This window comes from Variovorax paradoxus EPS (genome assembly GCF_000184745.1).
Taxonomy (GTDB): domain Bacteria; phylum Pseudomonadota; class Gammaproteobacteria; order Burkholderiales; family Burkholderiaceae_C; genus Variovorax; species Variovorax paradoxus_C.
In genome coordinates this window covers 19314-46203 of record NC_014931.1, presented here as the reverse complement: position 1 = coordinate 46203, position 26890 = coordinate 19314, and the positions used below count along the sequence as shown (strand labels likewise).

At 66.9% G+C, this 26890-nt stretch carries 25 protein-coding genes; 17 read left to right on the top strand and 8 right to left on the bottom strand.

Going from position 1 to position 26890, the window contains the following annotated elements:
• The first annotated feature begins 26 nt into the window (after positions 1-26).
• Genes VARPA_RS00215 through VARPA_RS00205 form a run of 3 tightly spaced genes read left to right on the top strand, consistent with a single transcriptional unit; the run spans position 27 to position 1740 of the window.
• Positions 27-512: a RidA family protein gene (locus VARPA_RS00215; protein WP_013538513.1), complete on the top strand. Its 486-nt coding sequence runs from the start codon at positions 27-29 to the stop codon at positions 510-512.
• Complete coding sequence (locus tag VARPA_RS00210; protein WP_013538512.1) at positions 509-985, top strand: GNAT family N-acetyltransferase; 477 nt, start codon at positions 509-511, stop codon at positions 983-985. Before VARPA_RS00215 ends, VARPA_RS00210 begins: the two co-directional genes overlap by 4 nt.
• 5 nt (positions 986-990) lie before the next feature.
• A complete protein-coding gene (locus VARPA_RS00205; RefSeq protein ID WP_013538511.1) occupies positions 991-1740 on the top strand; it encodes a VOC family protein in 750 nt (249 codons plus the stop codon).
• Positions 1741-1871: 131 nt separating this feature from the next.
• On the opposite strand, the gene VARPA_RS00200 is transcribed toward VARPA_RS00205, so the two are convergent.
• Together VARPA_RS00200 and VARPA_RS00195 are read right to left on the bottom strand one after the other, a co-directional pair.
• Complete coding sequence (locus VARPA_RS00200; protein WP_013538510.1) at positions 1872-3251, bottom strand: sensor histidine kinase; 1380 nt, start codon at positions 3249-3251, stop codon at positions 1872-1874.
• On the bottom strand, positions 3248-3937 hold the full coding sequence (locus VARPA_RS00195) for a response regulator transcription factor (RefSeq protein WP_013538509.1): 690 nt from the start codon (positions 3935-3937) through the stop codon (positions 3248-3250). Before VARPA_RS00195 ends, VARPA_RS00200 begins: the two co-directional genes overlap by 4 nt.
• A gap of 138 nt (positions 3938-4075) precedes the next feature.
• Here VARPA_RS00195 and VARPA_RS00190 point away from each other — a divergent pair, with 138 nt between their 5' ends.
• Genes VARPA_RS00190 through VARPA_RS00170 form a run of 5 tightly spaced genes read left to right on the top strand, consistent with a single transcriptional unit; the run spans position 4076 to position 8251 of the window.
• A complete protein-coding gene (locus VARPA_RS00190; RefSeq protein ID WP_013538508.1) occupies positions 4076-4936 on the top strand; it encodes an alpha/beta hydrolase in 861 nt (286 codons plus the stop codon).
• Between the two features lie 38 nt (positions 4937-4974).
• Positions 4975-5259, top strand: a complete 285-nt coding sequence (locus VARPA_RS00185) for a phosphopantetheine-binding protein (RefSeq protein ID WP_013538507.1) — start codon at positions 4975-4977, stop codon at positions 5257-5259.
• Positions 5256-6557 carry a beta-ketoacyl-[acyl-carrier-protein] synthase family protein gene (locus tag VARPA_RS00180; RefSeq protein ID WP_013538506.1) on the top strand — a complete coding sequence of 434 codons (1302 nt, stop codon included), beginning with the start codon at positions 5256-5258 and terminating at the stop codon, positions 6555-6557. Before VARPA_RS00185 ends, VARPA_RS00180 begins: the two co-directional genes overlap by 4 nt.
• A gap of 35 nt (positions 6558-6592) precedes the next feature.
• The gene (locus VARPA_RS00175; RefSeq protein ID WP_013538505.1) at positions 6593-7720 is read left to right on the top strand and encodes a sterol desaturase family protein; all 1128 of its coding nucleotides are present in this window, start codon (positions 6593-6595) and stop codon (positions 7718-7720) included.
• Between the two features lie 48 nt (positions 7721-7768).
• Complete coding sequence (locus VARPA_RS00170) at positions 7769-8251, top strand: GNAT family N-acetyltransferase (RefSeq protein ID WP_013538504.1); 483 nt, start codon at positions 7769-7771, stop codon at positions 8249-8251.
• 125 nt (positions 8252-8376) lie between these two features.
• Here the strand turns inward: VARPA_RS00170 and VARPA_RS00165 are convergent, their stop codons facing one another.
• Positions 8377-10629 (bottom strand): heavy metal translocating P-type ATPase, encoded by a 2253-nt coding sequence (locus VARPA_RS00165; protein WP_013538503.1) that lies wholly within the window; start codon positions 10627-10629, stop codon positions 8377-8379.
• Positions 10630-10777: 148 nt separating this feature from the next.
• Between VARPA_RS00165 and VARPA_RS00160 the strand changes: the two genes are divergently transcribed.
• The gene (locus VARPA_RS00160) at positions 10778-10972 is read left to right on the top strand and encodes a heavy-metal-associated domain-containing protein (RefSeq protein WP_013538502.1); all 195 of its coding nucleotides are present in this window, start codon (positions 10778-10780) and stop codon (positions 10970-10972) included.
• Positions 10969-11370 (top strand): Cu(I)-responsive transcriptional regulator, encoded by a 402-nt coding sequence (gene cueR, locus VARPA_RS00155; RefSeq protein WP_013538501.1) that lies wholly within the window; start codon positions 10969-10971, stop codon positions 11368-11370. The genes VARPA_RS00160 and cueR overlap by 4 nt, the downstream gene beginning before the upstream one ends.
• Position 11371: 1 nt before the next feature.
• On the opposite strand, the gene VARPA_RS00150 is transcribed toward cueR, so the two are convergent.
• Positions 11372-12316, bottom strand: coding sequence for a YcjF family protein (locus VARPA_RS00150; RefSeq protein ID WP_013538500.1), 945 nt, complete (start codon positions 12314-12316; stop codon positions 11372-11374).
• A gap of 569 nt (positions 12317-12885) precedes the next feature.
• On the opposite strand from VARPA_RS00150, the gene creB reads away from it, so the two are divergent.
• Together creB and creC are read left to right on the top strand one after the other, a co-directional pair.
• The gene (creB, locus tag VARPA_RS00145; RefSeq protein ID WP_013538499.1) at positions 12886-13680 is read left to right on the top strand and encodes a two-component system response regulator CreB; all 795 of its coding nucleotides are present in this window, start codon (positions 12886-12888) and stop codon (positions 13678-13680) included.
• Entirely contained in the window at positions 13677-15116 is a 1440-nt protein-coding gene (gene creC, locus VARPA_RS00140) for a two-component system sensor histidine kinase CreC (protein ID WP_013538498.1), read from the top strand. The genes creB and creC overlap by 4 nt, the downstream gene beginning before the upstream one ends.
• On the opposite strand, the gene VARPA_RS00135 is transcribed toward creC, so the two are convergent.
• The 4 genes from VARPA_RS00135 to creD form a co-directional block, all read right to left on the bottom strand.
• Complete coding sequence (locus VARPA_RS00135; protein ID WP_013538497.1) at positions 15110-15715, bottom strand: hypothetical protein; 606 nt, start codon at positions 15713-15715, stop codon at positions 15110-15112. The two genes, creC and VARPA_RS00135, sit on opposite strands and share 7 nt — an antisense overlap.
• 77 nt (positions 15716-15792) lie before the next feature.
• Entirely contained in the window at positions 15793-18195 is a 2403-nt protein-coding gene (locus VARPA_RS00130) for a penicillin-binding protein 1A (RefSeq protein WP_013538496.1), read from the bottom strand.
• An 11-nt stretch (positions 18196-18206) separates the two neighbouring features.
• Positions 18207-19499: a glycoside hydrolase family 3 N-terminal domain-containing protein gene (locus VARPA_RS00125; protein WP_013538495.1), complete on the bottom strand. Its 1293-nt coding sequence runs from the start codon at positions 19497-19499 to the stop codon at positions 18207-18209.
• Positions 19496-20959, bottom strand: coding sequence for a cell envelope integrity protein CreD (gene creD, locus VARPA_RS00120; protein WP_013538494.1), 1464 nt, complete (start codon positions 20957-20959; stop codon positions 19496-19498). The genes VARPA_RS00125 and creD overlap by 4 nt, the downstream gene beginning before the upstream one ends.
• 204 nt (positions 20960-21163) lie before the next feature.
• Here creD and VARPA_RS00115 point away from each other — a divergent pair, with 204 nt between their 5' ends.
• The 5 genes from VARPA_RS00115 to VARPA_RS00095 all read left to right on the top strand — a co-directional run bounded on the left by VARPA_RS00115 (position 21164) and on the right by VARPA_RS00095 (position 26798).
• Positions 21164-23233 carry a VIT and vWA domain-containing protein gene (locus VARPA_RS00115; RefSeq protein WP_013538493.1) on the top strand — a complete coding sequence of 690 codons (2070 nt, stop codon included), beginning with the start codon at positions 21164-21166 and terminating at the stop codon, positions 23231-23233.
• 18 nt (positions 23234-23251) lie between these two features.
• Positions 23252-24181 carry an exosortase Q gene (xrtQ, locus tag VARPA_RS00110; RefSeq protein ID WP_013538492.1) on the top strand — a complete coding sequence of 310 codons (930 nt, stop codon included), beginning with the start codon at positions 23252-23254 and terminating at the stop codon, positions 24179-24181.
• A complete protein-coding gene (locus tag VARPA_RS00105) occupies positions 24162-24731 on the top strand; it encodes a hypothetical protein (RefSeq protein ID WP_013538491.1) in 570 nt (189 codons plus the stop codon). Before xrtQ ends, VARPA_RS00105 begins: the two co-directional genes overlap by 20 nt.
• A gap of 82 nt (positions 24732-24813) precedes the next feature.
• A complete protein-coding gene (locus VARPA_RS00100) occupies positions 24814-26010 on the top strand; it encodes a biosynthetic peptidoglycan transglycosylase (protein ID WP_234974899.1) in 1197 nt (398 codons plus the stop codon).
• A complete protein-coding gene (locus VARPA_RS00095) occupies positions 26007-26798 on the top strand; it encodes a GNAT family N-acetyltransferase (protein WP_013538489.1) in 792 nt (263 codons plus the stop codon). Before VARPA_RS00100 ends, VARPA_RS00095 begins: the two co-directional genes overlap by 4 nt.
• Positions 26799-26890: the final 92 nt, after the last annotated feature.

The window sequence follows — 26890 nt, the reverse complement described above, 5'->3', positions numbered from 1 at the left end:
GCCTCCAGCCACAGGAGAGAAATGCCATGGCCCGCATCGCGCAACGACTGGCCGCACTCGGCCTCGTTCTTCCCCCGACCGTGACGCCGCCACCCGGCGTCGTGCTGCCTTTCCAGTTCGTGCGGCTCATCGGCCGACGCGCGATCGTCTCGGGCCACGGCCCGCTCAACGCCGATGGCAGCATCGCCTCGCCGCTCGGCAAGCTCGGGCGCGAGGTGAGCGTCGACCAAGGCTATGCGGCCGCACGCCTCACGGCCCTCGCGATGCTCGGCAGCTTGCAACGCGCCCTCGGCGACCTCGACCGCATCACCGCCTGGACGCGCGTTTTCGGCATGGTCGCGTCGGCGCCCGGCTTCGACAAGCAACCGGCGGTGATCAACGGCTTCTCGGACCTCATCCTCGACCTCTTCGGGCCCGATGTCGGCGCCCATGCACGCAGCGCGGTGGGCATGGCGGAATTGCCGTTCAACATCCCGGTCGAGATCGAGGGCGAGGTGGAGTTCGACGCGTGAGCAGCGCCGCGCCTTGGGTGCTGAGACGGGCCGATGCGAGCGATGCGGCATCGGTCGCCGCCTGCGCCATCGAGGCCTTCCGCCACTACATCCCGCGCCTCGGCCTCACGCCGATTCCGATGACCAGGGACTATGGCGCCGCCATTGCGAACGCGCAGGTCTGGGTCGCCACGCAGCAGGACGAAGTCATTGCCGCGCTGGTGCTCGACATCACCGACGAAGGCTTTCTCGTCGACGTGATTGCAGTGCGGCCCGCGCACCAGGGCACCGGCGTCGGCCGCGCCCTGCTCGAGCTTGCGGAACGCGAGGCGCTGCGGCAAGGCCACGATTCGATCTACCTCTTCACCAACGAGAAGATGACCGAGAACCGCGCGCTCTACGAACGCATCGGCTATGTCGAATACAGGCGCCTCGTGCTGGCGGAGCGCACACGCGTCTTCCTTCGCAAGCCGTTGAACAAGACGAAGGATTGACAGCCATGCAGTTCGCCCGCATTCACCACGTCGCGATCATCTGCGCCGACTACGCACGCTCCAGGCGCTTCTACGCCGAGGTGCTCGGCCTGCGCGTCGTCGCCGAAAACTACCGCGCCGCGCGCGCTTCGTACAAGCTCGATCTCGCGCTGCCCGACGGGTCGCAGATCGAGCTGTTCTCGTTTCCCGAAGCACCCGCGCGCGCCACGCGGCCCGAGGCGCAGGGGCTGCGGCACCTGTCCTTCGAAGTGCACGATGTGCAGGCCGCCGCCGATGAACTCGCGGCGCAAGGCATCGCGGTGGAGCCGCTGCGCGTCGACGAATACACCGGCCGGCGCTCCACTTTCTTCGCCGATCCCGACGGCCTTCCGCTCGAGCTCTATGAAGCCGCGCCGGCCGAAAACCTCGACGCGCTGCTGCTGAAACTCGAAGGCGCCCTGCATCTGCGCGAGGTGCGAGCGAGTGCTGCGCAAATCGAAGAACTGCTCGACGACGACTTCCGCGAGCTTGGTGTGTCGGGCATGGAATGGACGCGGTCCGCGATCATCGACGCGCTGCGCGACGAAGCCTTCTCGGAGCGAACGATGTCGGAATTCCGGGTGCAGCGCATGGCGCCCGACATCGCGCTGGTCACCTACCGCGCGCACCGTGCCGCGATACCGGAGCGTGCTGCAGCCGATTCGCTTCGCAGCTCACTGTGGCGACTGCGGCGCGGCAGATGGCGCATGGTGTTTCACCAAGGCACGCCGCTGTAGCCGGTTTTTCTCCCTCCCCTTCCGGGGAGGGTCGGGGTGGGGGACGACGGCCTCCGCGAGAAACTCGGCGCCCAATCGAAGGCCTGCCCCCATCCCAGCCTTCCCCCGGGAGGGGAAGGAGCAAGCCAGCGCTAGGCCACCTCGCCGAACGCGACGCTCACGCGCAAGCCCACAGGCTCGGCCGCTTCGAGCCGCAGCTCGGCACCCAGCAACTCCGCATAGCGCGACACGATCGACAGCCCCAGCCCCGAGCCCTGCCCCAGCTTCTCACCGGCAGGGCCCTGCGCCCAGCGCTGCATCAGGTCGCGCTGTGCCTCGAGCGGAATGCCGGGCCCGTCGTCGATCACGCTCAGCGTGCGCCCCGCAAGCTCCACCGTGATCGTGCGGCCGCCATAGCGCAGCGCGTTGTCGATCAGGTTGTCGAGGATGCCTTCGACCAGCGCTTCGTTCGCCATCACGACCACGCCGTCATCGAGGCCGCGTGCGCCGAGGTCCACGCCCCGCGCATCCGCACGCGCGAGATGCCGCAGCACCGTTTGCTCGGCCAGCACATCGAGACGCACCGGCGCGCGAGCGAGGCTGGTGCGCGCTTCTTCCGCCAAGGCAAGCGCGAGCAGTTGGTCGATCAGGTGGCTCGCGCGCGCCTGGCGTTCCGACACGCGCTCGAGCTGCTCGCGCCAGACGGTGGTGTCGTGCTGCGCGAGACCGTACTCGGCCAGCGCACGGATGCCCGCGAGCGGCGTGCGCAACTCATGCGCCACGTTGCCCACGAACTCACGCTGCGCCTGCACGCTGTGGCCCAGCCGCTCGAACAGCGAATTGACCGCGTTGCCCAGGCGCTGCAGTTCGCGCGAGGTCTGCGCCACCACCACCGGAGACAGATCGCGCACGTCGCGCCGGTCGAGCGCACGCTGCAGGTCGCCGAGCGGGCGCAGGTCGCTGCGAATGCCGTACCAGAGCCACACGGCCAGCAGCACCAGCAGCAGGATCTGCGGCGCCAATGCAAAGCCGAGCAGTTGCCGCACGAGCGCGGTGCGGCTCAGCGTGGTCTGCGCGATCACCACGCGGTAGGGCATGGCGATGCCGGGCTCGGCGTCGTGATCGAGCGTCACCGCGCGCATCGCCTTGCCCTGGTAGGTCACGTCGGAGAAACGGTAGCGCGCGCCGTTCACGGGCAGCGGCGCCTGCAGATCCGATTCGCCGGAGATCAGCGTGCCGTCGAGCCGCTGAACCGAGAAGTAGATCTTGTCGACCTGGTCGAACAGCACCGTGGCCACTTCGCGCGGCGTGAGCAGCAACTCGATGCCCCGCTCGCCCGCCTGCACATTGGCCGACAGCGCGTACGCATCGTCGAGCATGCCGCGATCGAAGGCCCGTTCGGAAAAGTAGTTGGCAATGACCAGCGCGATCACCGCACCGAGCATCCACGTGAGTGCCAGCGGCACCAGCACGTTGCGAAGGACCCGCCGCGTGAGCGACGGCGCGATCGGGGCAGCAGTGCTGTCCGTCACACCTCGGCTTCGAGCAGATAGCCGATGCCGCGCAGCGTGCGGATGCTCGCACCCGTGCCCAGCAGCTTCTTGCGCAGGCGAGAGATGAAGGCTTCGAGCGCGTTGTCGCCCAGCGACTCATCGAAGCTGGAGAGCTTGTCGGACAGCGCACGCTTGCTGACCGTGCGGCCGGGCGGGCTCATCAGTTCCCACAGCACCTCGAACTCGCGCGCGGGCAGGTCGAGCGGACCGCCCGCGGTGGAGAAGCGGCGCGCCTTGCGATCGAGCTTGAGCTGGCCGAGCAGCACGATGTCTTCGGTGCCTTTCGCACGGCGCACCAGCGCACGCAGGCGCGCTTCGACTTCGGCGAGATCGAAGGGCTTGCCCAGGTAGTCGTCGGCACCTGCATCGAGACCCGCGATGCGCTCTTCGGTGCGACCGCGCGCGGTGAGCACGAGCACCGGTGTGCGGTCGCCGCGCGCACGTGCCTGCCGCAATGCGGTGAGGCCGCTTGCAAGACCGCTCGTGGGGCTCGCGGTCGCCGGCAGGTTCAGGTCGAGCAGCACTGCATCGAAGGGTTGCACGCGCCAGAGATGGTCGGCGTCTTCGACGTTGGTCGATACGTCGACCCGGTGGCCCGCGTCCGCCAGGCTGCGCAGCATCACATCGCGCAGTACAGCGTCATCTTCGACAAGCAGGATTCGCATGGTGGTGGGGGTGTGGAAGTGTGAAGAGTTGCTGAATGGATGGGTCAGGGGCCGGTCAGTAGCTCCACACGATAGTCGTTGCATGAGCATACGACAGCAGCATGAAACACGGGCCATTTTCATGGCCGGCGCCACACGATGAGCGCACGTGACGCCTCCGATGAGCTGAGTCTGGTTCCCCCCGAGGTGCAACGCACCGCGGTGGTCCTCCTGCATGGTTTATGCAGCACGCCTGACGAGCTGCTGACCGTGCAATCGGCATTGCGCGCCCGGGGGTATGCGGCCCATCCGCTGTCGATCGATGGCTACTCCTTCGATGCCAACGCGCCAATGCAGCGAGCCGCGCCGTACGAACGCTGGCTCGACGCCATCCAGGCCCAGGTGAAGGCGCTGCGCAAGCAGCACGACCGCGTGATGCTGGTCGGCATCTCCGCCGGCTCCTCGCTCGCGCTGGGCGCGGCCATCCGCTGCGGCCGCGATGTCGATGCGCTGGTGCTCATGTCGACCACGCTGCGCTTCGACGGCTGGGCGATTCCGCGCACGCAGTTCCTGCTGCCGCTCGCCTTCTACACGCCGCTCGGGCGCCTCTGGCAATACCGCGAGCGGCCGCCCTACGGTGTGAAGAACGAACGCGTGCGCGCCTGGATCGAGCGCGAACTGCGCCACCGCAAGATCTCGCGCGCGGGCTGCTCGGTGCTCGGCGTGGATCATCTGCGCGAACACGACCGGTTGATTCGCCATGTGCGGCGCAACCTGAACGCCGTGCAGTGCGACAACGTGCTCGCGCTGCATGCCCAGCAGGACGAGGTGGCCAGCGTGGCCAACCTGGGCATCCTCGCGCGCGGCCTGCGCTGCCGCGCATTCCGCACCGTGGTCGTGGCCAACAGCTACCACATGATCACGATCGACAACGACCGCCAGCAGGTCGTGCGCGAAACCGTGTCGTTCGCCGATGCGGTCGCACACGGCACGATGCCCGCGCATCCCCTGTACGCATGAGTTCGCACGAACGAACACACCTGAAAGGAACACAGCCCATGTTCTCCTCGCCCACCTTCAACAGCATCGCGACGATCCTGGAGACCGACTTCAAGGTCGACCGCAGCGCCATCTCGCCCGCCACCGTGCTGACCGACCTCGGCCTCGATTCGCTCGCGCTGATGGAGTTCGTCTTCGCGGTGGAAGACGCCTTCCATCTGCGCATTCCCGAGGACCGGCTCGACCCGCGCGAAGCCGGCATCACGCTGCAGCGCCTGTGCGAGGTGATCGATACCGAGAGCAGCGGCGTGGTTGCACCTGCGGCTGAGGTGGCCCACGCATGAGCAGCGGTGCCGCGCACGCCGTGCTGGCTGCGTCTGCAGCGCGTGCGGCATCCGCACCTGTGCGCGTGAGCGGCATGGGCTTCGTCACGCCCATCGGCCGCACCGTGGAAGCCTTCGACGATGCGCTGTTCGCAGGCCGCTCGGCCGTGCGTGCGCAGACGCTCGAGATCAAGGGCATGGACCCGATGTCGCTCGCCGTGGCTGCCTGCGATTTCGATTCCAACGGCGTGCGCAGCACCTCGCGCCTGCCGCTCGACCGTGGCACGGCGATGGCGCTCGCCGCCGCACAGGACGCGGCCACGCAGGCGGGACTCGGTGCCGACAGCGTCGACCCCGAACGCCTGGGCATCTTCTGGGGCAGCGGACTTGCGGGCGCTGGCGCCTTCGACACCACGACCAGCGCGCTCTACGGCGAGCAGAAGCGCATGCGCCCGACGACCGTGCTTACCGTGATGCCGAACGCGGCCGTCGCGGAACTCGCACTGCGCTTCGGCGCACGCGGCTCGGCCATCGCCTATGCGTGTGCCTGCGCCTCCTCGGCTGTGGCCATCGGCGAAGCGATGCGTGCAATTCGCGGCGGCTGGATCGACGTTGCCATCGTCGGAGGCCACGACGCGATGCTCACGCCCGGCGTGATGGCCAGCTGGCACGCGATGCGCGTGATGGCGCCGCCGCCGGCCGATGCGCCCTCCTCCGCTTGCCGGCCTTTCTCCGGCGACCGCGCGGGCTTTGCGATCGGTGAAGGCGCTGCCGCGCTGGTGATCGAATCCGAAGCGCATGCACGGGCGCGCGGCGCGAACGCTGCGCCCTTCGTGCTCGCCGGCTACGCCACCAACTGCGACGGTACTCACATCACGAACCCCGACAGCGCGGGCCAGGTGCGCGCGATGCGCGCCGCGTTGCGCGATGCCGGCATCAAGGCCTCGGACATCGGCCACATCAACGCGCACGGCACCGCCACGTCGGCCGGCGATGCGGCCGAGGCTGCATCGATCCGCGAGGTGTTCGGCAATGCCACGCCGGTGAGCGCCACCAAGGCGATTCACGGCCACGTGCTCGGCGGCGGCGGCGCCATCGAGCTCATTGCCGCGCTGCGCGCACTGGCGCGCGAAGCGCTGCCACCCATCGCCAACCTGCAGGTGCCCGATGCCGCTTTCGATCTCGACTTCGTGCGCGGCGAAGCGCGCGAAGCCAAGGGCATCCGCTATGCGCTCTCCAACTCCTTCGCTTTCGGCGGCACCAACGCGGTGATCGTGGCGGGTCTCTCTTCGGATGCATCGGGCGCGACGGATCGCTGAAGATTCGCTGAAGGCTTGCTGAAAAACGAGACGCGGTGCATCGGCTGGTCGTTCTCGTCGTGCCCGTGTTCGCGCTGCTCATGGCGTGCGAATTCGCATGGGGCTGGTTCAAGCGCCGCAACACCTACCGCTTCAGCGACACGCTCGGTAGCCTGAGCCAGGGCCTGTTGAGCCAGGCGCTCGCGGTGTGCACGCAGCTCTTCCAGATCGGCCTCTACGCGATGGTCTATCCGCTGGTTGCGATCTGGACGCGGCCCGCCTTCTGGAACAGCGCCATCGGCTGGATCGTCGCGGTGCTCCTGTTCGACTTCTGCGACTACTGGCTGCACCGCGCGGGGCACGAGTCGGCGGTGTTCTGGGCCGCGCACTCGGTGCACCACCAGAGCCAGCAGTTCAACTTCTCGACCGCGTTGCGGCAGGAGAGCATGGTCGCTTTTCTCGGCTGGGCCTTCTACCTGCCGATGGCGGTCGTCGGCGTGCCGCCCGAGCAGTTCGGCATCGCGGGGCTCATCGTGCTGGTCTACCAGTTCTGGATCCACACCGAGCACATCGGCAAGCTCGGCTGGTTCGACCGCGTGTTCTCTTCGCCCTCGAACCATCGCGTGCACCACGCGGTGAACGATGGGTACGTGGACCGCAACTACGGCGGCATGCTCGTGGTGTGGGACCGCATGTTCGGCACCTTCGCCGAAGAGAACGAACGCGCTGTCTACGGCACGCGCAAGGCGCTCGCGAGCTTCGATCCGGTGCGGGCGATCCTCGGGCCGTATGTGCCGCTCGTGCGCGACAGCTGGCACACGCGCAGGTGGCGCGACAAGCTCGCGGTGTGGTTCAAGCCGCCGGGCTGGCGGCCGGCCGATGTGGCGGCACGTTTCCCGGAAGCGCCGTTCTCGCTCGATGAGGCGATGCACATCCACGATCCGGCGCTGACGCGTGTGCAGGTCGTCTCGGCGTCGATCCACTTCATCGGATGGATCGGCGTGACGCTTGCTTTCCTGTGGGGCGCGGACGACCTCGTGTTCCGCACGGGCCTCGAACTCCTTGCATTGGCCATCGCGGGTTTCTGGACCATCGGTGCGGTGCTGGATTCGCGCATCCGCCTGCGATGGGCCTGGTGCGCGCAATGCGCACTGCTGGCGTTCTCGGTGGCGCTCCTGGCCTGAGGCGCAGTCGCTAAGCTCGGCGCTTCCATCGCTCCGGGACTTTCACCAATGCGCAGGCTCGCCACCCTCGAAGACCTCCATGCGGTCTTCACGCTCTACATGCACGAGAAGGTCGTGCCCTACCTCGGCTACGACCCGATGCCGCTCGAAGAATTTCGGCCCATCTATCAGGAAATGCTCGAGAGCCGGCGCTTCTTCGTCTATGAACTGGATGGGCGCGTCGCCGGCTTCTACCGCGCGACGCGTTATCCCGGTCGGGTGCAGCATGTGGCGAGCCTGGGCACGCTGGCCGTCGATCCCACGCTGCACGGCAAAGGCGTGGCGCTCGCGATGGTGAGCCAGGCCATCGACGAGCTGAAAGCGGCCGGCGTCAAGCGCATCGAGCTCTGCGTCGAAAGCGACAACGCCCCGGGCCTGCGCTTCTACGAGAAGCTGGGCTTCCAGCGCGAAGGCACGCTGCGCAAGTTCTACAAACGAGCCAGCGACGCGGAGGCCATCGACGATCACATGATGGCGCTGCTGTTCGACTGAAGAAAACGGCCCATACCAAGGCGTTCGAAAAGATAAAACCGCTCACGCTGAGCTTGTCGAAGCGCCGCGCAAGGCTTCGACAAGCTCAGCCCGAACGGTTCTTGTGAATTGATCGCCAATTCGTATCAGGGCTTCCATCGGCGCAACAGCAACGCATTCGCCATCACGCTAACGCTCGACAGCGCCATCGCGGCACCTGCGACTACCGGGCTCAGCAAGCCGAAGGCCGCGAGCGGGATGCCGGCCACGTTGTAGGCAAAGGCCCAGAACAGGTTTTGCCGGATCTTCGCGACCGTGCGGGCAGACAGTTCGAACGCCTGCGCCACCAGCGCGAGGTCGCCGCGCATCAGCGTGATGCCGGCCGCTTCCATCGCCACGTCGGTGCCGCCGCCCGAGGGCGCCATCGCGATGCCCACGTCGGCCGCGGCGAGCGCGGGCGCGTCGTTCGCGCCATCGCCGACCATCGCCACGACATGGCCGTCGCGACGCAACGCGCTGACCTGCGCGGCCTTGTCGGCCGGCAACACATCGGCACGCACATCCTCGATCGCAATGCCGAGCCGCGCCGCCATGGCTTGCGCCGCGCGCAGGTTGTCGCCCGAGATCATCACCACGCGCAAGCCTCGCGCACGCAGCGTGCGAATGGCTTCAGCGGCCTGCGGCTTGGGTTCGTCGGCGAAGGCCAGCAAGGCCTGCACATGCGCGGCGCCTGCTTCGTCGAAACGCAACAGCGCCGACACCGTGGCGCCTTGCGCCTGCAGGCTCTCGACCTCGGCTTCCGCGGGCATCGCATCGAGCTCCCGGCACCAGCGCAGGCTCGCGATGGCCCAGGTGGCACCGTTCACTTCGCCGCGAACACCACGGCCCGGCATGGCCTGCATCGCGCCCAGGGGCGGCGCCTGCACGCCGCGTTGCACTGCGGCCGCGAGCACGGCGCGTGCGAGCGGGTGTTCGCTGCCGCCTTGAAGACTGGCGGCGGTGGCGAGCAGCTGGTTTTCCGTGGCCTCGATGCTTGCCACCGGCAGCAACGCGGTAAGCACGGGCCGGCCCAGAGTCAGCGTGCCGGTCTTGTCGAAGGCCACGGTGTCGACGCGGTGCGCGATCTCCAGCGAACGCGCGTCCTTGATCAGGATGCCGTGCCGCGCGGCCACGCCGGTGCCGGCCATCACCGCGACCGGCGTGGCGAGGCCCAGCGCACAGGGACACGCGATCACCAGCACAGCGACGGCGTAGATCAGCGCGGTTTCGATGCCGGCACCGGCGATCAGCCAACCCGCCAGCGTGAGTAGCGCAATCACCAGCACCACGGGCACGAACACGGCCGCCACCTTGTCCACCAGCCGCTGGATCGGCGCCTTGGCAGCCTGTGCGTCCTCGACCAGACGGATGATCCGCGCCAGCACGCTCTCGGCACCGATCGCGCTCACCTCGATCACCATCCGGCCATCGCCGTTGACCGCGCCGCCCGTCAATGCATCGCCGGGTCCCTTGGCCACTGGCAGCGGTTCGCCGGTGAGCATCGATTCGTCGACTTCGGACTGTCCTTCGATCACGCGCGCATCGGCCGGCACGCGTTCGCCGGGACGAACGGCGAGGCGGTCGCCCACCATCACCTCGGCGAGCGGCACATCGCTTTCACCGCGCGCGCCGACCAGGTGCGCGACCTCGGGCCGCAGTTGCTGCAGCGCCCGAATCGCGGAGGTCGCCTGGCGCTTGGCACGCGCCTCGAGCCACTTGCCGAGCAGCACCAGCGTGATCACCACGGCGGCTGCTTCGAAGTACAGGTGCGGCATTTCGCCATGACCCGCGTGCTCACCCGTCGCCGAGCGCCACCACAGCCACAGGGACAGGCCGAACGCTGCGCTGGTGCCGAGCGCCACCAGCAGGTCCATGTTGCCGGTGCGGGCCTTCGCTGCGTGCCAGCCCGCGCGATAGAACCGCGCACCGAGCCAGAACTGAACCGGTGCCGCCAGCAGCAATTGCAGCCAGGGCGGCAGCATCCAGTCTTGCCCGAAGGGGTCGCCGAGCATGGGTGCCAGCAGCGGAATCGACAGTGCGAGGCCGATGGCCACCGGACCGACGCCGTGCCACGGTGACAGTGCGGCCGCTTCGTCGGCCGCGCTGCTTGCGGCACGCGGTTCGTAGCCCGCAGCCCGCACGGCGCGGCGCAAGCGCGCGTCCATGTCTTCGGCATCGGTGGTCACCACGCGGGCCGACTCGGTCGCGAGGTTCACGCTGACGGCCTGCACGCCGGGCACGTTCTTCAAGGCGCGCTCCACGCGCATGACGCACGAAGCGCAGGTCATGCCGCCGACCGAGAGGTCCAGCGTGGTGGCGTTGGCAGTGGCGGCCGAAGGATGTTGCTGCAAGGTTTCCATGTGCCGGAGACTAAAGCCTCACACCATGGCAAGGTCAAGGCCGGATTAGAAGTGCCCCTTCGCTGGACGTTGACATCGTGAGAGGGTTCAAACTGGCGGCTCATTTGATTCAATCATTCATTCATCCACCAAAGAAGGAGCCAGAACGATGAGCCAGAAATTCCAGGTGTCGGGCATGAGCTGCGGCCATTGCGTGAACGCGGTGCAGAACGCGGTGCAGACGGTCGATCCCGAAGCGCAGGTCACGGTCGATCTTGAAACGGGCCATGTCGACGTGCTGAGCGAACAGCCGCGCAAGGACATCGTGGCCGCGATCGAGAACGCGGGCTACGCCGTTCAATGACGGTCCAGGTCGCCATCGGCGAAGCCGCACGCCTCTCTGGCGTGTCGGCGCGCATGGTCCGGCACTACGAGGGGCTGGGCCTTTTGCCGGCGGTGGCGCGCACCGACAGCGGTTACCGGCAATACAGCGAGGCCGACGTGCACACGCTGCGCTTCATCAAGCGCTCGCGCGACCTCGGTTTTTCAATGGAAGAAATCGCCGAGCTGGTGGGCCTCTGGCACAACCGCCGGCGCGCGAGTTCGAGCGTCAAGCGGGTTGCGGAAAAGCACCTGGGAGAACTGGAGCAGCGCATCGCGGACATGCAGTCGATGCGCAACACGCTCGCGCACCTCGTGCATTGCTGTCACGGCGATGCGCGCCCGGACTGCCCGATCCTCGACGACCTGGGCAAAGCCTAGATCAGGCGCCGCGCACCAACGACAGCACCTTGCCCGCATCCAGCGTGCGGGCCTTCTCTTGAATGGCCGGCAGATATTGCGTCTGCAGGCTCTGCCCTTCCTTCACCACGCCCGAAAACGCATCCTTGAGCATCTGCGTCGAGAGGGTGCGCCCGCCGCCGTAATAGCGCTTGGCCACATGGCCGAGGGCGTAGGTCGACGCGAAGCTCATGCCCGAACTCACGGCCTGGTTGCCCAGCCCGCGCAGCAGGCCGCCGCCCATCTTTCCGAGCAGACCGCCGAGCAGCTTGCGCCCGGCTTGCTCCAGGTACTGCGAGGTCAGGCCCACACCCACGGTGGCGAGGAAATCCTTGATGTGGCCGCTGTCGAGCTGGTAACCGTGCGCCTGGCCGATGCGGTAGACCAGCTTCATCTGCAGCGGAATGATCGCCATGGTCGAGAGCGTCTCGGGCAAGAGCTCGAGCGCGCCGTTGAGGATGGAGGCGTTGAGGATCGACTTGTCGAGCTCGGCGCTGTCCGGCACGTTGGGCGCGGCAACCGAAGCCACGGCAGTTCCCGCTGCAGCCGCGACAGGCACCGCGGCAATTTCTTCCGCCTGCTCTGAAAACCGCGCCGCCGAGGCATCCAGACCGAGCGAGGTGCGCACATCCGCGAGGAACATGCGCTCCGCTTCCGATTGCGCGCCATCGGCGTCGCACACGCACACCGCCATTTCATAGGCGAGTTGCTTCGATTCGCTGCTGGTCAGCTCACCCGCCACCGAGGCCAGCGACACGCGCTTCATCAGCACGTCCTGGTAGAGCGTCGGCAGGTTCAACCCGTCGGCTTGCGACAGGCCCTCCGCAATGCGCTTGATCTCGGCGCGCTCGCGCTCGTGTTTCTCGCCGTCGACAAAGGCAGCCAGCAGGCTCAGGGTCACGATGGCCTTGGTTTCTGAAGGTGTCATGTTCGAAATTTTTTGCAATGTGAAGGACGGCGTTGGGTTGCCCACCGGCTCGAAGGTTCCTCGCGCGTTGTCCCCGCAAAACTTGGGCAACTCTGTGGATAACGTCGGCACTTCTGTGTAGGGGCGTGGCAAGTGGTTGATTTAAAAGGGAAATCTACATATTGCCCAAATAAGAGGCACTGGATTTTTCCGACCGAAAACCGCCTTTCGCAGATTTTCCGGGGCCTGTCAAAGGACAACTCTGGGGAGAGTTCTGGCACAAGCCATGGGTTATCCACAGGGCCGACGGGTTACCCGATGTTGTCCCTTTTGCGGGTACATCCCGGAAGCACGGCTGCGCACAGTGACAGAGCAATGACAAGTCGTTGTCGCATAAGGAAAAAAGTGCCCTGTCCACAGAAGAGTGCTTCCCTTATCTACTACTACTAATTTGAATAAGAAGAATAAGAAATAGAAGACAGAAAGAGCGCCGCGCCAAAAAAAAGGCCGCGAAAGGCCGCGCCGGTCTCCGGCGCCTCGGACGGGAAAGCGGGCCCGCCGTCCTTCTTTGCCCTCGCTAACATTCGAGGATGAGCTTCAAACCCCGGATCCTGATCGCCGAAGACGAATCGGGCATCGCCGACACGCTGCAATACGTCCTGAAGAGCGATGGCTTCACGCCGGTCTGGTGCGCCACCGCCGAAGAGGCCATCGCGCAGTTCGCAGAGGAGCCGCCCGCGCTGGCCATCCTGGACATCGGGCTGCCCGATCTCAACGGTTTCGAGCTCTTCAAGCGCCTGAGAGCGCTGAACCAGTCGCAGGGCGGGCCGGAGGTCCCGATGCTGTTTCTCACGGCGCGCAGCGACGAAATCGACCGCGTGGTGGGCCTGGAACTGGGCGCCGACGACTACATCGCCAAGCCGTTTTCGCCGCGCGAACTGGTCGCGCGGGTCCGAACGATCCTGCGGCGCAGCACGCGCAACAGCCCTGGAGGCCCCGGAACGGCCGCAGGGCCCGGAAACGGGGTACCCCCTCAAATTTCGCCGCCGGCGCCGCCAACGGCCCCACAGACCCCGCCAATGCCCTTCGCGCTCGACAACGAGCGCATGCAGATCCGCTATTACGGCCGGCTTCTGGAGCTCTCGCGCTACGAATACGGCTTGCTGCGGCTGCTGGTGCAGCGGCCGGGCCGCGTCTTCACCCGCGACGAATTGCTGGAACACGTTTGGGACGACGCGAGCGACAGCTTCGACCGCACGGTCGATGCGCACATCAAGACCCTGCGCGCCAAGCTCAAGGCGGTGGCGCCCGATGTGGAGCCGATCCGCACGCTGCGCGGCACCGGCTATGCCCTGAACGAAGAATTGCCAGCCAAGGCTTCGTGACAAGACGCACGCGGATCTTCATCGGCATCCTGCTGATCTACACGGCGGGCATCGCCTTTCTGCTCTACCGCGTGGTGTCGGACATCGATCCGCGCTACCGCGAATCAGCCGAAGAGTCGCTGGTCGAGACCTCGCAGCTCATGGCCAGCCTGGTCGAGCAGGACGTGATCGCGGGCGCCATCAACACCGGGCGACTGGAGCCCCTGTTCCGCACCGTCTACGCGCGCGAGTTCTCCGCGCAGATCTACAACCTGCACAAGAGCCAGGTGGAACTGCGCGTGTACGTCACCGACCGCAGCGGCCGCGTGATGTTCGATTCGCTCGGCAGGCACCTGGGCGCCGACTACTCGCAATGGAGCGACGTGAGCCGCACGCTCGCCGGCCTTTATGGCGCGCGCACCTCGCGCGATGTCGACGGCGATCCGCGCACTTCGGTGATGTACGTGGGCGCGCCCATTCGCTGGAACAACGAGATCGTCGGCATGGTCAGCGTCGGCAAGCCGGTGCAGAGCTTCGGCCAGTTCGTGGAAGACGCGCGCGCCCGCACGCTGTGGGTGGGCGTGGGTTCGGGCCTCGCGCTGTTGCTGCTGGCGGTGATCGTCTCGGTCTGGCTGGTGCGGCCCTTCGGGCTGATCTCGGACTACTGGACCTGGGTGCGCGCGCAGCGCACCCTGAGCTTTTCGCGCATGGCGCGGCGCGCGGTCGATGCGGTGCGCACCGGCTTCAGCGAAATGCGCGATGCACTGACGGGCCGCAACTACGTCGCCGACTACGTGCAGACCTTCACGCACGAAGTGAAAAGTCCACTTTCGGCGATCCGCGGCGCAGCCGAGCTGCTGCAGGAGCCGTCGATGCCGCATGCGGAGCGCGAGCGGTTCCTGAAGAACATCGAGCGCGAGACGCAGCGCATCCAGGAAATCGTCGATCGCATGATGGAGCTCACCGCGCTCGAAACGCGGCGCGCGCTGGAGCGCACCGAGCCGGTGCCGCTGGCTTCGCTGATCGACGACATCGCCATCAGCGCGCAGCCCGCGGCGGCCAAGCGGAACATTCGCCTGCTGGTGAACATCCGCACCGAAGCCAGCACCGAGGGCGACCCGTTCTTGTTGCGCCGCGCGATCAGCAATCTGTTGGACAACGCGATCGATTTTTCACCGCCCGACAGCGAGGTGCTGCTGACGCTGGAGACCACGTCGAAGCTCGCACGCGTGACCGTGCGCGACCATGGCCCGGGCATTCCGGACTACGCGCAGGAAAAAGTCTTCCAGAAGTTCTATTCGCTCGCGCGGCCGCACAGCCAGAAGAAAAGCACGGGGCTGGGGCTCGCGTTCGTGAAGGAAATCGCCTCGCTGCACCGAGGGCGCATCGAGCTCGGCAATGCGACGCGCGGCGGCGCGGTGGCCACGCTCACGCTGCCGCTGTTGTCACATCACTGACCCGTCAGCGTGCCGTAGGCGCGGCGTGTCTCGGGGCTCACCGCATCGAGCAGTTGCTCGTACGACGTCTGGTGCCGCGCCAGCATGCGCGCCGACGCCACCGTCTTCGATTTGCAGAACCAGTGGCAGGTGTGCTGCATCAGGAACAACTCGGCAGACATGGTGAAGGCCTTGGACTTGGCCGGACGACTCGATGCGTTTTTCATCACGCCGGCGATGCCGCGTGCGTGGATGTTCAGCGCTTCGCGCAGATCGAAGGTCGTGGACGGAAAGAGCTTGTGTGCGTACGGAATGGCGATGGGCAGCTTGCTCACGCGCGTGTCCGCTTCGGGAAGGCGCGCGAAGCCAGCGGCGAAGCTGTCGAACTGAGACGAGAGCTTTTCCTCGGTGGTGTCGAGCAGGCTCCAGATCTGCTGGCGGCGCTCGGGGTCGTCTTCGCCGAGGCAACGCAGATAGCCCTGGGTCAGGCTCTCCATGAGCTTCTCGATCTGGTACTGGCCGAGGTGGCTTCCCAGCAGCGCGATGCGCTGGCGCTGGTCTCTGGACTTGAGGATGTAGGCGCCGACAAGAAGCAGCGCCACCAGCGTGAGGATTTCCATGAATGAATGCGTTCGGCCAAAGAAAAAAGGGACGGCACCGAGTGTAGAGACCCGGTGCCGTCCCCTTCGATCAGCGTTTACCTGAAGAAATCGAGGATGCGGTTGCGCTCTTCAGGCGGAGGCGGTGCCCCGATCGGCGCGCCGGTGAGCTCTTCGACCGGCGGTGGTGCCTGCTCGGCGTTCTCCAGGCCCAGGCTCGCCACGTTGTGCCCCGGCGTGAAGTCGTCGAAGTACCACTCGCCGTCGATGCTCACCACGCCCGGCGGTGCAGTCGGCTGCGTGACCGGCACGCCCTGCAGCGCCGACTGCATGTAGCCGATCCAGATCGGCAGGCTCAGGCTGCCGCCGGTTTCGCCGCGCACGCCGAGCTGGCGCGGCGTGTCGTAGCCGATCCATGCGATGCCAACGCGCGTGGGCTGGAAACCCGCGAACCAGGTGTCGAAGGAATCGTTGGTGGTGCCGGTCTTGCCATAGAGGTCGTCGCGCTTCAGGGCCTGGTGCGCCTTGAACGCGGTGCCGCCCTTCACCACGCTTTGCAGCAGCGAATCCATGACGAAGGCATTGCGCGCGGGGATGGCGCGCCGTGCTTCGTCGAGCACCGGCGGCTCGGTTTCCATGATGACCTTGTCCTTCATGTCGGTGATGCGGGTGACCAGGTACGGATTGACGCGGTAGCCGCCGTTGGCGAACACCGAATAGCCCACGGCCATCTGCATCGGCGTGACCGAACCGGCGCCCAGGCCCATCGGCAGGTTGGCGGGCTGCTTGTCCTTGTCGAAGCCGAACTTGGTGACCCAGTCCTGCGCATAGGGCGCGCCGATCGACTGCAGCACGCGCAGCGTCACCAGGTTCTTCGATTTCATCAACGCGGTGCGCAGCGGCATCGGGCCTTCGTAGGTGCCTTCGAAATTCTTCGGCTCCCACGGCTGGCCACCGTTGGCGGCAGCATCGAAATACAGCGGCGCATCGTTCACCACCGTGGCGGGGGTGAAGCCCTTTTCGAGCGCGGCCGAATAGATGAACGGCTTGAAGCTCGAACCCGGCTGGCGCCAGGCCTGCGTGACGTGGTTGAACTTGTTCTTGCCGAAATCGAAACCGCCCACCAGCGCCTTGATCGCGCCGCTGCGCGGGTCCATCGCGATGAAGGCGCCTTCCACTTCGGGCAGCTGCGTGATCTCCCAGGTGCCCTTCGGCGTCTTCGCCATGCGGATCACCGCACCGCGGCGGATCTTGATGTTGGGCGGTGCCTTGGCCGCGAGGCCCGACTGCGCGGGCTTCAAGCCCTCGCCGGTGATCTGGATCGCTTCGCCGTTGGCGCGCACGGCGCTGATTTCTTTCGCGTTGGCATCGAGCACGACGGCAGCGATCACATCGCCGTTGTCGGGATGTTCGGCGAGTGCGTCGTCCACGGCCTCATCGACTTCCTTCTGCTCGGTCGGCAGGTCGACGAACTTCTCGGGCCCGCGATAAACCTGGCGGCGCTCGTAATCCATGATGCCCTTGCGCAGCGACTTGTAGGCAGCCGCCTGGTCGGCCGCGACCAGCGAGGTGTAGACCTTCATGCCGCTGGTGTAGATGCTGTCGCCGTACTGCGTGTACATCATCTGCCGCACGGTTTCGGCGACGTACTCGGCATGCAGGCGGTTCGGGTCGGCCGCGTCGCGCAGGTGCAGTTCTTCCTTCTTGGCTTCGGCTGCCTGTTCGGCGGTGATGAAGCCGGTCTCCTGCATGCGGTCGATCACGTAGAGCTGGCGTGCGCGCGCACGGCGCGGGTTGGCCACCGGGTTGTTCGCGCCGGGGGCCTTGGGCAGGCCGGCGAGCATCGCGGCTTCGGCGATCGTCACGTTCTGCAGGGGCTTGCCGAAATACGCTTCCGACGCAGCGGCAAAACCGTAGGCGCGGTTGCCGAGATAAATCTGGTTCAGGTAGATCTCGAGGATCTGGTCCTTCGTGAGCTGCTGCTCGAGCCGGAAGGCCAGCATGATCTCGTAGGTCTTGCGGCTCAGCGTGCGCTCCGAGCTCAGATAGACGTTGCGCGCCACCTGCATGGTGATGGTCGAGGCGCCCTGCTTCCTGCCGCCCTTCAGGCTGGCCACCGCGGCGCGCACGAAGCCCTTGTAGTCGACGCCGCCGTGGTCGTAGAAGCGGGCGTCTTCCACGGCGAGTACCGCGTCTTTCATGACCTTGGGAATGCTCGCAAAGGGCGTGAGGTTGCGGCGCTCTTCGCCGAACTCTCCGATCAATGTGCCTTCGGTGGAATACACGCGCAGCGGCAGCTTGGGCCGGTAGTCGGCAAGTTCGGAGATGTCGGGCAGCTTCGGATAGATGGCAACCACCGCGACGATGGATGCGACCAGCACCACCAGTGCGCCGGAGCCCACCACGATGGCGCTCCATTTGCCGATGAGTCTCCAGCGGGCGTTGCGTTCGTCCGGCGTGGCGCCGTCGTCGGGTCGGGAGGGGCTTGAACGTTTGAACATAGAGAAAGTGGCTAGCGAAGGGGTTGGAGCCGGCGGGCACCGCTGCGTTCCAGCATCGGCAAGTCGAGTGCGCCGCGCTGCGCGGCCTGCTGCGCGCAATGCATGGCGTCGAAATACTTGTCGTGGTCGAAGGCGATCAACACCAGGTCCACACCGGCATCGAGGGCGCGGACCGTGGCATCGCACAGCCCGCGGTTGTAGGCCGCGCCCATCGTCAGATCGTCGGTGACGAGCAGGCCCTGGTAGCCCCACTCGCCGCGAATCAGCTGCTGCACGATTTTGCGCGAGAAAGAGACCGGATAGACGGCGTCGAGTTCCGGAACGACCACATGGCCGAGCATGATCGCGGCGCTCGAGTTTCTCGACACGTCTTGAAACGGCTTCCAGTCATGTGTTGCAAGTCGGGCGACTGGCGTGCGCAGCGTTGCGGCGAAGTGATGCGTGTCTTCGGTCACGCCGCCGAGTCCGGGAAAGTGCTTGAGCGTGCCGCGCACGCCAGCCGATTCGAGGCCTTGCTCGTAAGCGAGCGCCACCTGCGTGGTGAGTGCGGGGTCGGCCGAGATGGCGCGCTCGTCGATGCGGGTGTGCAGATCCCATCGACCCGGCTCGCGGCCGGTACGCAGATCGACCACGGGGCTGAAGTTGAGCGTGATGCCGAGCGCGGCGAGCGAGCGGCCTTGCTGCGCGCCGTACGCATGCGCTCGCTGCGCGAGTTCGGCTTCGGGCACGTCGGCGTCGATGAGCGTGGAGAGGCCGGGCTGCCGTTCGATCAGCGGCGAGAGGCGGGACACGGCGCCGCCCTCCTGATCTGTCGCGACGATCAGCGGAGGCAGGCCGGCTTCGCGGCGCAGGGCCTGCAGGTCATCGATCTCCTTGCGCAGTTCGATGGCCGTGCGTCCCTTCACATTGCGGCCCGTGATGAACACGCCGCCGATCAAGCCCTTGCGGGCGAGCTCGTGCAGGTCCTTCGCATCGTCGTAGCCGACGATGAAGTGCGCGCCGAGCATCTGCGCCAAGGGGCCGGATGAGGCGGGCACTGCGGCACGGTGATGCAGGCTCGCCGCTTCGTTGCCGAGGGCCGTGAGCAGCGCCGCGAACACCAGGCCGAGCGACACGGGCCGTAGCGCGCGACGCCCGAAGCGCCATGCAATCACCGCGCCCACGCCCAGCGCACCCAACAACGTCGGCAACTCCCATGCGCGCATGAAGCGCAGATGCGGGTCCTTCAGGTGCCAGGCCCAGAACCACAGCGCTGCCAGGGCCAGCCAGCCCAGGGCGCCGAGCGCGGATCGCAGGAGTTTCATGCGCCTTGTGCAACAGGTGCTATGGGTTCCGCGCGGCGCGACAGTGCATACCAGTCGACCTTGCGCGTCACCAGCATCAGCGTGGCCAGCATGCCGAAGATCAGCAGCGCGCCGAGCAGCAGCGCATTGCTTTCGGAGGCGAGCAGCCCATAGAGCGCGCCGTACAACAGCGCGATGAAGGCACCGAACGACAGGCCGCGTTTCCAGCCGCCGAGCACGGCGCTGAAGTACACGGCGAGCAGTGCAACGCTGGCGCTGGCTGCAGCCGCATAGGCGATCCAGAACGCGAACTTCTCGGACAGCGCGAGCAGCAAAAGGAAGAACAGCGCGATCGAAAGGCCGACCAGGCCGTACTGGATCGGGTGCAGGCGCAGCTTGCGGAAGAGCTCGAACATGAAGGCCGCCATCAGCACCAGGCCGATGAAGAGCATGCCGTACTTGCCGGCGCGCGTGCTCATCGAATAGACGTTGATCGGCTGCGCGAGCGACACGTCGAAGGTCTGCAGCGGGCCGAGGTTGCGTTGCGGGCGCGCGCTGCTCGCCGTCGCCACTGCGGCTGCATCGTTGCCATCGACGCGGCCGGAGAGTCCGGCGCGCACCTGTTCGCGCGCCGAGGTCACCAGCGACGAGATGCGCCATTGCGCATCGAAGCCCTGCGGCGTCACGTTGCGCTGCGCCGCGAGAAAGCGGCCACCGAAGCTGGGGTGCGCCCAGGGCGAGGTGAGGTGTGCGGTGGTGTCGTCGGCGATGGGCGCGATCGCGAGGGTGTCCTGGCCGACGAGGCCGAGCTTCATCTCGAAGGTGAGTGGCGTGTTGGCCTGCCATGCAGCGAGTGCGGCGCCGGTGACCGGTGCGTGGATGCCATCGGCGAACCAGGCGTTGTCGGCAAGGCCCGGCACGCGCTGCTTGAAACGCAGTGCCTCGCCGCCCATCACCAGCGCCGGCGAACCGTCGAGGCCGCGCAGGTCGCTCACGTTGAAGGCGATGAAAGGCGCCTTGAACTCGATCTTCGAATCGTTCTCGCTGTGAGGCAGGACCTTGGGGTCGAAGGCTGTGAAGCCGCCGGTCAGCGTGGCGTTGAGTGTGTAGAACGGAATCTTGAAGATGCCGCGATACCGCTCCTGCGGCGTCATCGAGCCTTCGATGTGCAGCTTGTCGGGAAACACCGCGTGGACCATTTCCTTGCTGCGCTGCTCCTGGCCGATCACTTTGCCTTGCGCATCGCGCAGCGGCTCCATCCAGCGCTCGACATAAGGCACCAGCAACAGCGGGCCGATCATGGTCTGGCTGCTGGCATAGGTGGCGGCGAGTTCCTGGGCGGCTTCGCGCTGGCTCTCGCCGCGTGCGTTGTTGATCGAGTCGATCTCCGCGAGCGGAATGCAAAGCAGCAGCGTCAGGAAGAACAGGCCGGCCACCTTGGCCAGCACGGATGTCTGAAGTGCCTTCAGAAACTGAAGCATGGTTTTTCTCCTCGTCTGTAGCGAAGCGGTGATGCTCCCTGCGCGACCCGAAGCTTGTGTGAAGCACCGGTGCCGGGTCACTTCACACAGGCTTCACACAGCGCGGCGTTCGTGGCGGGCGACTTCAAGAAGCCTTCCAACTGCCTTCTCGTGCGGCAGAGAAAGTTGCGGCTGTGCAAGTTCGCACGGACAAGGACCCCCGCCATGGATGCCACCACCACCCCACGTCCCGGCCGCTGGCTCTGGCTCGCCACCGTGAGCCTGGCGACCGCGGGCTTCATCGCCATGGGCGTGCGCCCGGTGCATGCGCAAGAAGCGCCCGCCGGGCCAAGACTCAAGACAGAAAGCCCGTACTTCTTCGTCAAGAGCGACGACCCTTCGGTCGATCGCCTGCCGCTCAAGGGCACCGAGGTCGCCGTCAAGATCTCGGGCGTGATCGCCGATGTCACGGTCACGCAGACCTACCGCAACGAAGGCCAGCGCGCGATCGAGGCCAAGTACGTGTTCCCCGGTTCGACCAAGGCTGCCGTGAGCGGCCTCAACGTCCGGTTGGCCGATCGCCTGATCACCGCGCAGATCCGCGAGAAGCAACAGGCGCAGATCGAATACGACACCGCCAAGAAAGAAGGCAAGACCGCCGCGCTGCTCGAGCAGCACCTGCCCAATGTGTTCCTGATGAACGTCGCCAACATCCTGCCGGGCGACGACGTGAAAGTGGAGCTGCGCTACACCGAACTGCTGGTGCCGCAATCGGGCAACTACGAGTTCGTGTTCCCGACCGTGGTCGGCCCCCGCTACAACAGCCCGCAATCGGAGAACGCGCAAGCCAAGTGGGCTGCACAACCCACGCTGCACGCAGGCGCCGCGCCGAGCACCAGCTTCAAGCTGAAGGCCACCATCGACACGCCGATGGGCCTGAAGGAAGTGCGCTCCACCACCCACGCCATCGACGTGAAGAAGAGCGACGAGGACCAGCACGCCGACATCGCTCTCGCAGCCGATGGGCGCCCTGCCGACAACCGCGACTTCGTGCTCGACTACCGCCTCGCGGGCGAAAAAATCGAATCGGGCCTGATGCTCTACAAGGGCCAAGGTGAGAACGCGGAGAACTTCTTCCTCGCAATGGTCGAGCCTCCGAAAGCCGTGGCCGCCAGCGCGATCTCTCCGCGCGACTACATCTTCGTGGTCGACATCTCGGGCTCGATGCACGGCTTTCCGCTCGACACGGCCAAGACAGTGCTCGAACGCCTGATCGGCGGCCTGCGCCCGAGCGACACCTTCAACGTGCTGCTGTTCTCGGGCAGCAACAAGATGCTCTCGCCGAAGTCGGTGCCGGCCACGCGCGCCAACATCGAGCAGGCGCTCGCGACGATCAAGAACTACAGCGGCAGCGGCAGCACCGAACTGATTCCGGCGTTGAAGCGCGTCTATGCCGAACCGAAAGAAGAGAACGTGTCGCGCACCGTGGTCGTGGTGACCGACGGCTACGTGACGGTCGAGCGCGAAGCCTTCGACCTGGTGCGCAGCAACCTCTCCAAAGCCAACGTGTTCGCCTTCGGCATCGGCTCTTCGGTGAACCGCAGCCTGATGGAAGGCATCGCACGTGCCGGCATGGGCGAGCCGTTCATCATCACCGACCCGGTGCAGGCGCCCGAGCAGGCCGCGCGCTTTCGCCGCATGGTGGAGTCGCCGGTGCTCACCAGCGTGAAGGCCACCTTCGGCGGCCTCGATGTGTACGACGTGGAACCGCAAGCCCTGCCCGACGTGCTCGGCGAACGCCCGGTGATCGTGTTCGGCAAGTGGCGTGGCGAGGCCAAAGGCCGCGTGATCATCGAAGGCCGGAGCGCCAGCGGCCCGTACCGCCAGGAAGTGCGCATCGACGACCGCACGCGCCTGGACACCGCCGCGCTGCGCACGCTGTGGGCACGCCATCGCATCCAGAGCCTGAGCGACCAGGAATCGCTCGAAGGCAGCGCGGCCTTCAAGGAGCGCATCACCGAACTGGGCCTGAAGTACAGCCTGCTCACGCAGTACACGAGCTTCATCGCGGTCGACAAGGTGGTGCGCAACGCGGCGCCGCAGAACAGCGTGGATGTGAACCAGCCGCTGCCGATGCCGCAAGGCGTGAGCGACCTGGCCGGCCCGGCATTGGGTGCCGAGGTGCCCAGCACGCCCGAGCCCGAAACGCTCGGCGCCCTCGCCGTCGTGCTGTCGATGCTCGCTATGCTGCGCCGCCGTGCGCGCCGCAACGACGCGCGCCGGTTCACCTCCTGAAGCCGCGGGAAGAACAACATGTCTCTGGCAACGCTCGCCCACCGTCATCCGCGCATCGTGGATTGGGGCATTCACATCGACCGCACGCCGGCCGCCGGCTGGCTCGGGCTGCAGTTCGCCGCGCTCGCGCCCACCTGGGCGTGGATGGTCCAGCGTATGCGCGACGGCTCCGACGATCCGCTGGGCCTCGTGGCATTGGTCGCACTGGCTGCATTGGCCTGGCAATGCCGGCGTGAGTTGCGCGCATCCCCGCGACTGGGCTGGCTGGCGCTCGCGGGGGCAGGCACCGTGCTCGCCACGGTACTGCGCTCGGGGCTCGGCGTCGTGCCGGCGCTGCCGCCGCTGGCAGCGGGACTGGTGGCGGTGCTGGCACTGGCCTGCGGCCTGCTGGCTTTTCTGCCGAGGCGCGTCGCCGCGCTGCCGGTGACGGGTCTCGCGGTGCTCGCGCTGCCGCTGTTGTCATCGCTGCAGTTCTACGCCGGCTATCCGCTGCGCGTGGTGACGGCCGAGGCCAGCCGCTGGCTGCTCGCGCCGGGCTTCGACGTGGCGCGCGAAGGCACGAGCCTGATGGTGGATGGCCGCCTGGTGATCGTCGATGCGCCCTGCTCCGGCGTGCAGATGGTGTGGCTGGGCTACTTCACCGCCTGTGCCGTCGCGCTGTGGGCGCGCCGCAGCGACAAGGCGTTCCTGCGGCGCCTGCCGATGGTCGGCGTGCTGGTACTGGCCGGAAACGTCGTGCGCAACAGCGTGCTGATCGCTTTCGAAGGCGCGGGCCACGCGCTGGCGCCGTGGGCGCACAACGCGCTGGGCCTCGTCGTGCTGGCGGCCGTGTGCGGCTGCATCGGCCGCCTGATGGTGCCTGCGCGCGCCGTGCCGGAACCCGCCGACCACCCCGTTCCGGGCCTGATCACCACGCAAGGAGCCCGCCATGTCGACACCGTTCTTTGAGCGCTGGTTCGCCAACCATTTCATCAACCGCATCGGCCACAAGACAGCCTTCGCGCTGGCGATGCTGCTGTGCATGCTTTGGTCGACTGCTGGGGCGCTGCGGGCACCGGCTGCCCCTGAAGCGATGGCCGCATCGCACGAGTGGCCGAGCCAGTGGGACGGCGTTCCATTGCGCCCGCTCGCATTGAGCGAAGTCGAGCAGCGCTTCGCCGACCGCTTCCCCGGCGCCATCGGTCGCATGACCGACGGCACCCAGACGCTCGTGATGCGCGAGGTGAAGCAGCCCACCCGCATGCTCCATCCGGCCGCGGACTGCTACCGCGCGCTCGGCTACCGCATCGAACAGGCGCGCCTCGAACGCGATGCACAGGCGCGTTTGTGGCGCTGTTTTGTTGCGCAACGGCACGGTGCGCAAAAGATCCGCGTTTGCGAGCGCATCGTCGATGCCCAAGGCACGGCTTTCACCGACACTTCAGCCTGGTATTGGTCGGCGGCCAGTGGACAGTCGACCGGTCCGTGGCAAGCCGTCACGGTGGCGAGACCGATGTGAGAACGTGTTTGTGAAGAAGACCCTGCGATTTGTGCTTTTCGGGCTGCTGGCCCTTGTGTTGACAGCGCTTGTAGCTATCTTTTTGATAGTCAAGATCGCGCTGGCACCGGCGGCGGGCGAATGGAGCACGCCGGTGAAGGCGGGTCCGCTCAACTTCGAGATCGGTGTCCCGACGGCGATGCGCCTGGCCACCTCGCCCTGGTTCGCACCGCGACTGGACGGCCATTCGCTCGACACCCGTTTCGGCACCGTGCGCTTCAGCTGGAAAGAGGCGGCCGGCCTGCAGGAGCTGCGCTGCGAGCCCTGCAGCGTCGAAGTGCCGGCGCTCGGCACGCAGCCGATCAAGGTGGAGCGCCTGGTCGCCACCGTGCGCCGCGACGGCAACACGCTGACCGGCACCTTCGAAGCCACGCCCGGGACCACCGAGACGGAGATGCTCCAGGGCACATGGGAAGGCCGGCTCGCCCCCAAGAACCTGCACTTGAGCGCCAAGGTCCAGGACGCGCCGATCGCGCGCTGGTACGCGGTGCTGGTGCCCGCGCTGCCCGAGCTGCAGCGCGCGCGCATCGGCGGCACGCTCGCCGTGAGCGCGCAACTGGTGCTGCCCGAAGCCACGTTCTCGGTGCAGCCCGTCATCAGCCAGTTCACCGTCGAGGGCCTCGGCACCGAGACGATGCTCGGAGCGCGCACCAGCTGCGGCCCGTCCGCCAAGCTGGCCAACGACAGCTGGCTGGCGCGCGCCGTCATCGCGGCCGAAGACCAGCGCTTCTTCACGCACGCGGGCTACGACATCACCGAGATCCTCGCGTCGATCGACAACAACCAGAAGGAAGGCCAGACCAAGCGCGGCGGCAGCACGCTCACGCAGCAGCTCGCCAAGCTGCTGGTGACCGGCAGCGACCGCACGGCCGAGCGCAAGCTGCGCGAAATGCTCTATGCGGTCGAGATGGAACAGACGCTGGGCAAGGCCCGCATCCTGCAGCTGTATCTCGACAACGCGCCCTGGGGCGGCACCCTCTGCGGCGCCGAGGCGGCGGCGCGGCGCTACTTCAAGCGCAGCGCGCGCACGCTGGAGCCCGCACAGGCCGTGTGGCTCGCCGCGATGCTGCACAAGCCGCAGGCCGTGCTCGAGCAATGGCGGCGCGACGGACAGATCGACCCCGACCGCACCAAGTGGGTCGCCGACAGCGTGCGCGGCATCAGCCGCAATCAGCGGGAGGCGCTGCTCAAGAGCGTGGCGGCGGCCAAGTACATCGCCCCGGAGGCCAACACACAATGAGCTCAATGCCGAGCGTTGCCGACATCGAAGCCATCGAGCGCGCCACCGTCGCGGCGGTGTCGCCCGAGGCGTCCGAAGAACTCGACGGCTGGCTGCTGCCCTTCGACGGCGGCACCGTCAAGCGCGCGAGGTCGGCGGTTCCCCTGCACCGCAGCGCGGTGGATGCCGGCACGCTGGATCGCATCGAGGACCGCTACGACAGCCGCCAGGTCGTGCCCGCGCTGCGGCTGGCTGACGCCGACTGCTTCGACAGCTTGCGGGCCGAGCTGGAGCGGCGGCACTACGTCGAAGACCACCCCACCTGCGTGCAGATCGGAACGGCGCGGCAGATGCGGCAGGTCGCGGCTGCGGGAACCGGTGCGGGTGCGGGTGCCGGCGCACTGGCCGATGTCGACCGCGCACCCGACGACGCCTGGGCGGCGCTGTTCCTCGGCGAGGGATTCGATCCGGTGGACGGCGCGCATCGCGTGCGCGCACTGGCCCGCGCCAAGGGCTCGCTCTATGCGAGCGTGCGCGAGAACGGCCGCACGGTGGCCGCGGGCGCGATGGCTTTCAGACATGGCTGGGCCAGCGTGCACGGCATGCGGACCGACAAGGCGCACCGGGGCCGGGGCCTCGCGGGGCGCGTGCTGGCGGGGCTCGCTCAAGGGGCACTGACGAAGGGGTTCGAGCGCGTGTTCCTGCAGGTCGATGCGCAGAATCATCCGGCGCTGTCGCTCTATCGGCGCGCCGGCTTTCAAACGCATTGGCAATACCGCTACTGGCAACGCCAGCAGTGGCCTAGGTAAGGGCTCATCCCCGGACGGCCGGCTTTTTTCCTGGCTGTTTTGCGGGGTTCGAAGCCGGGCGCGGATGCCGCAAGATATCGGGCGATCTTCCC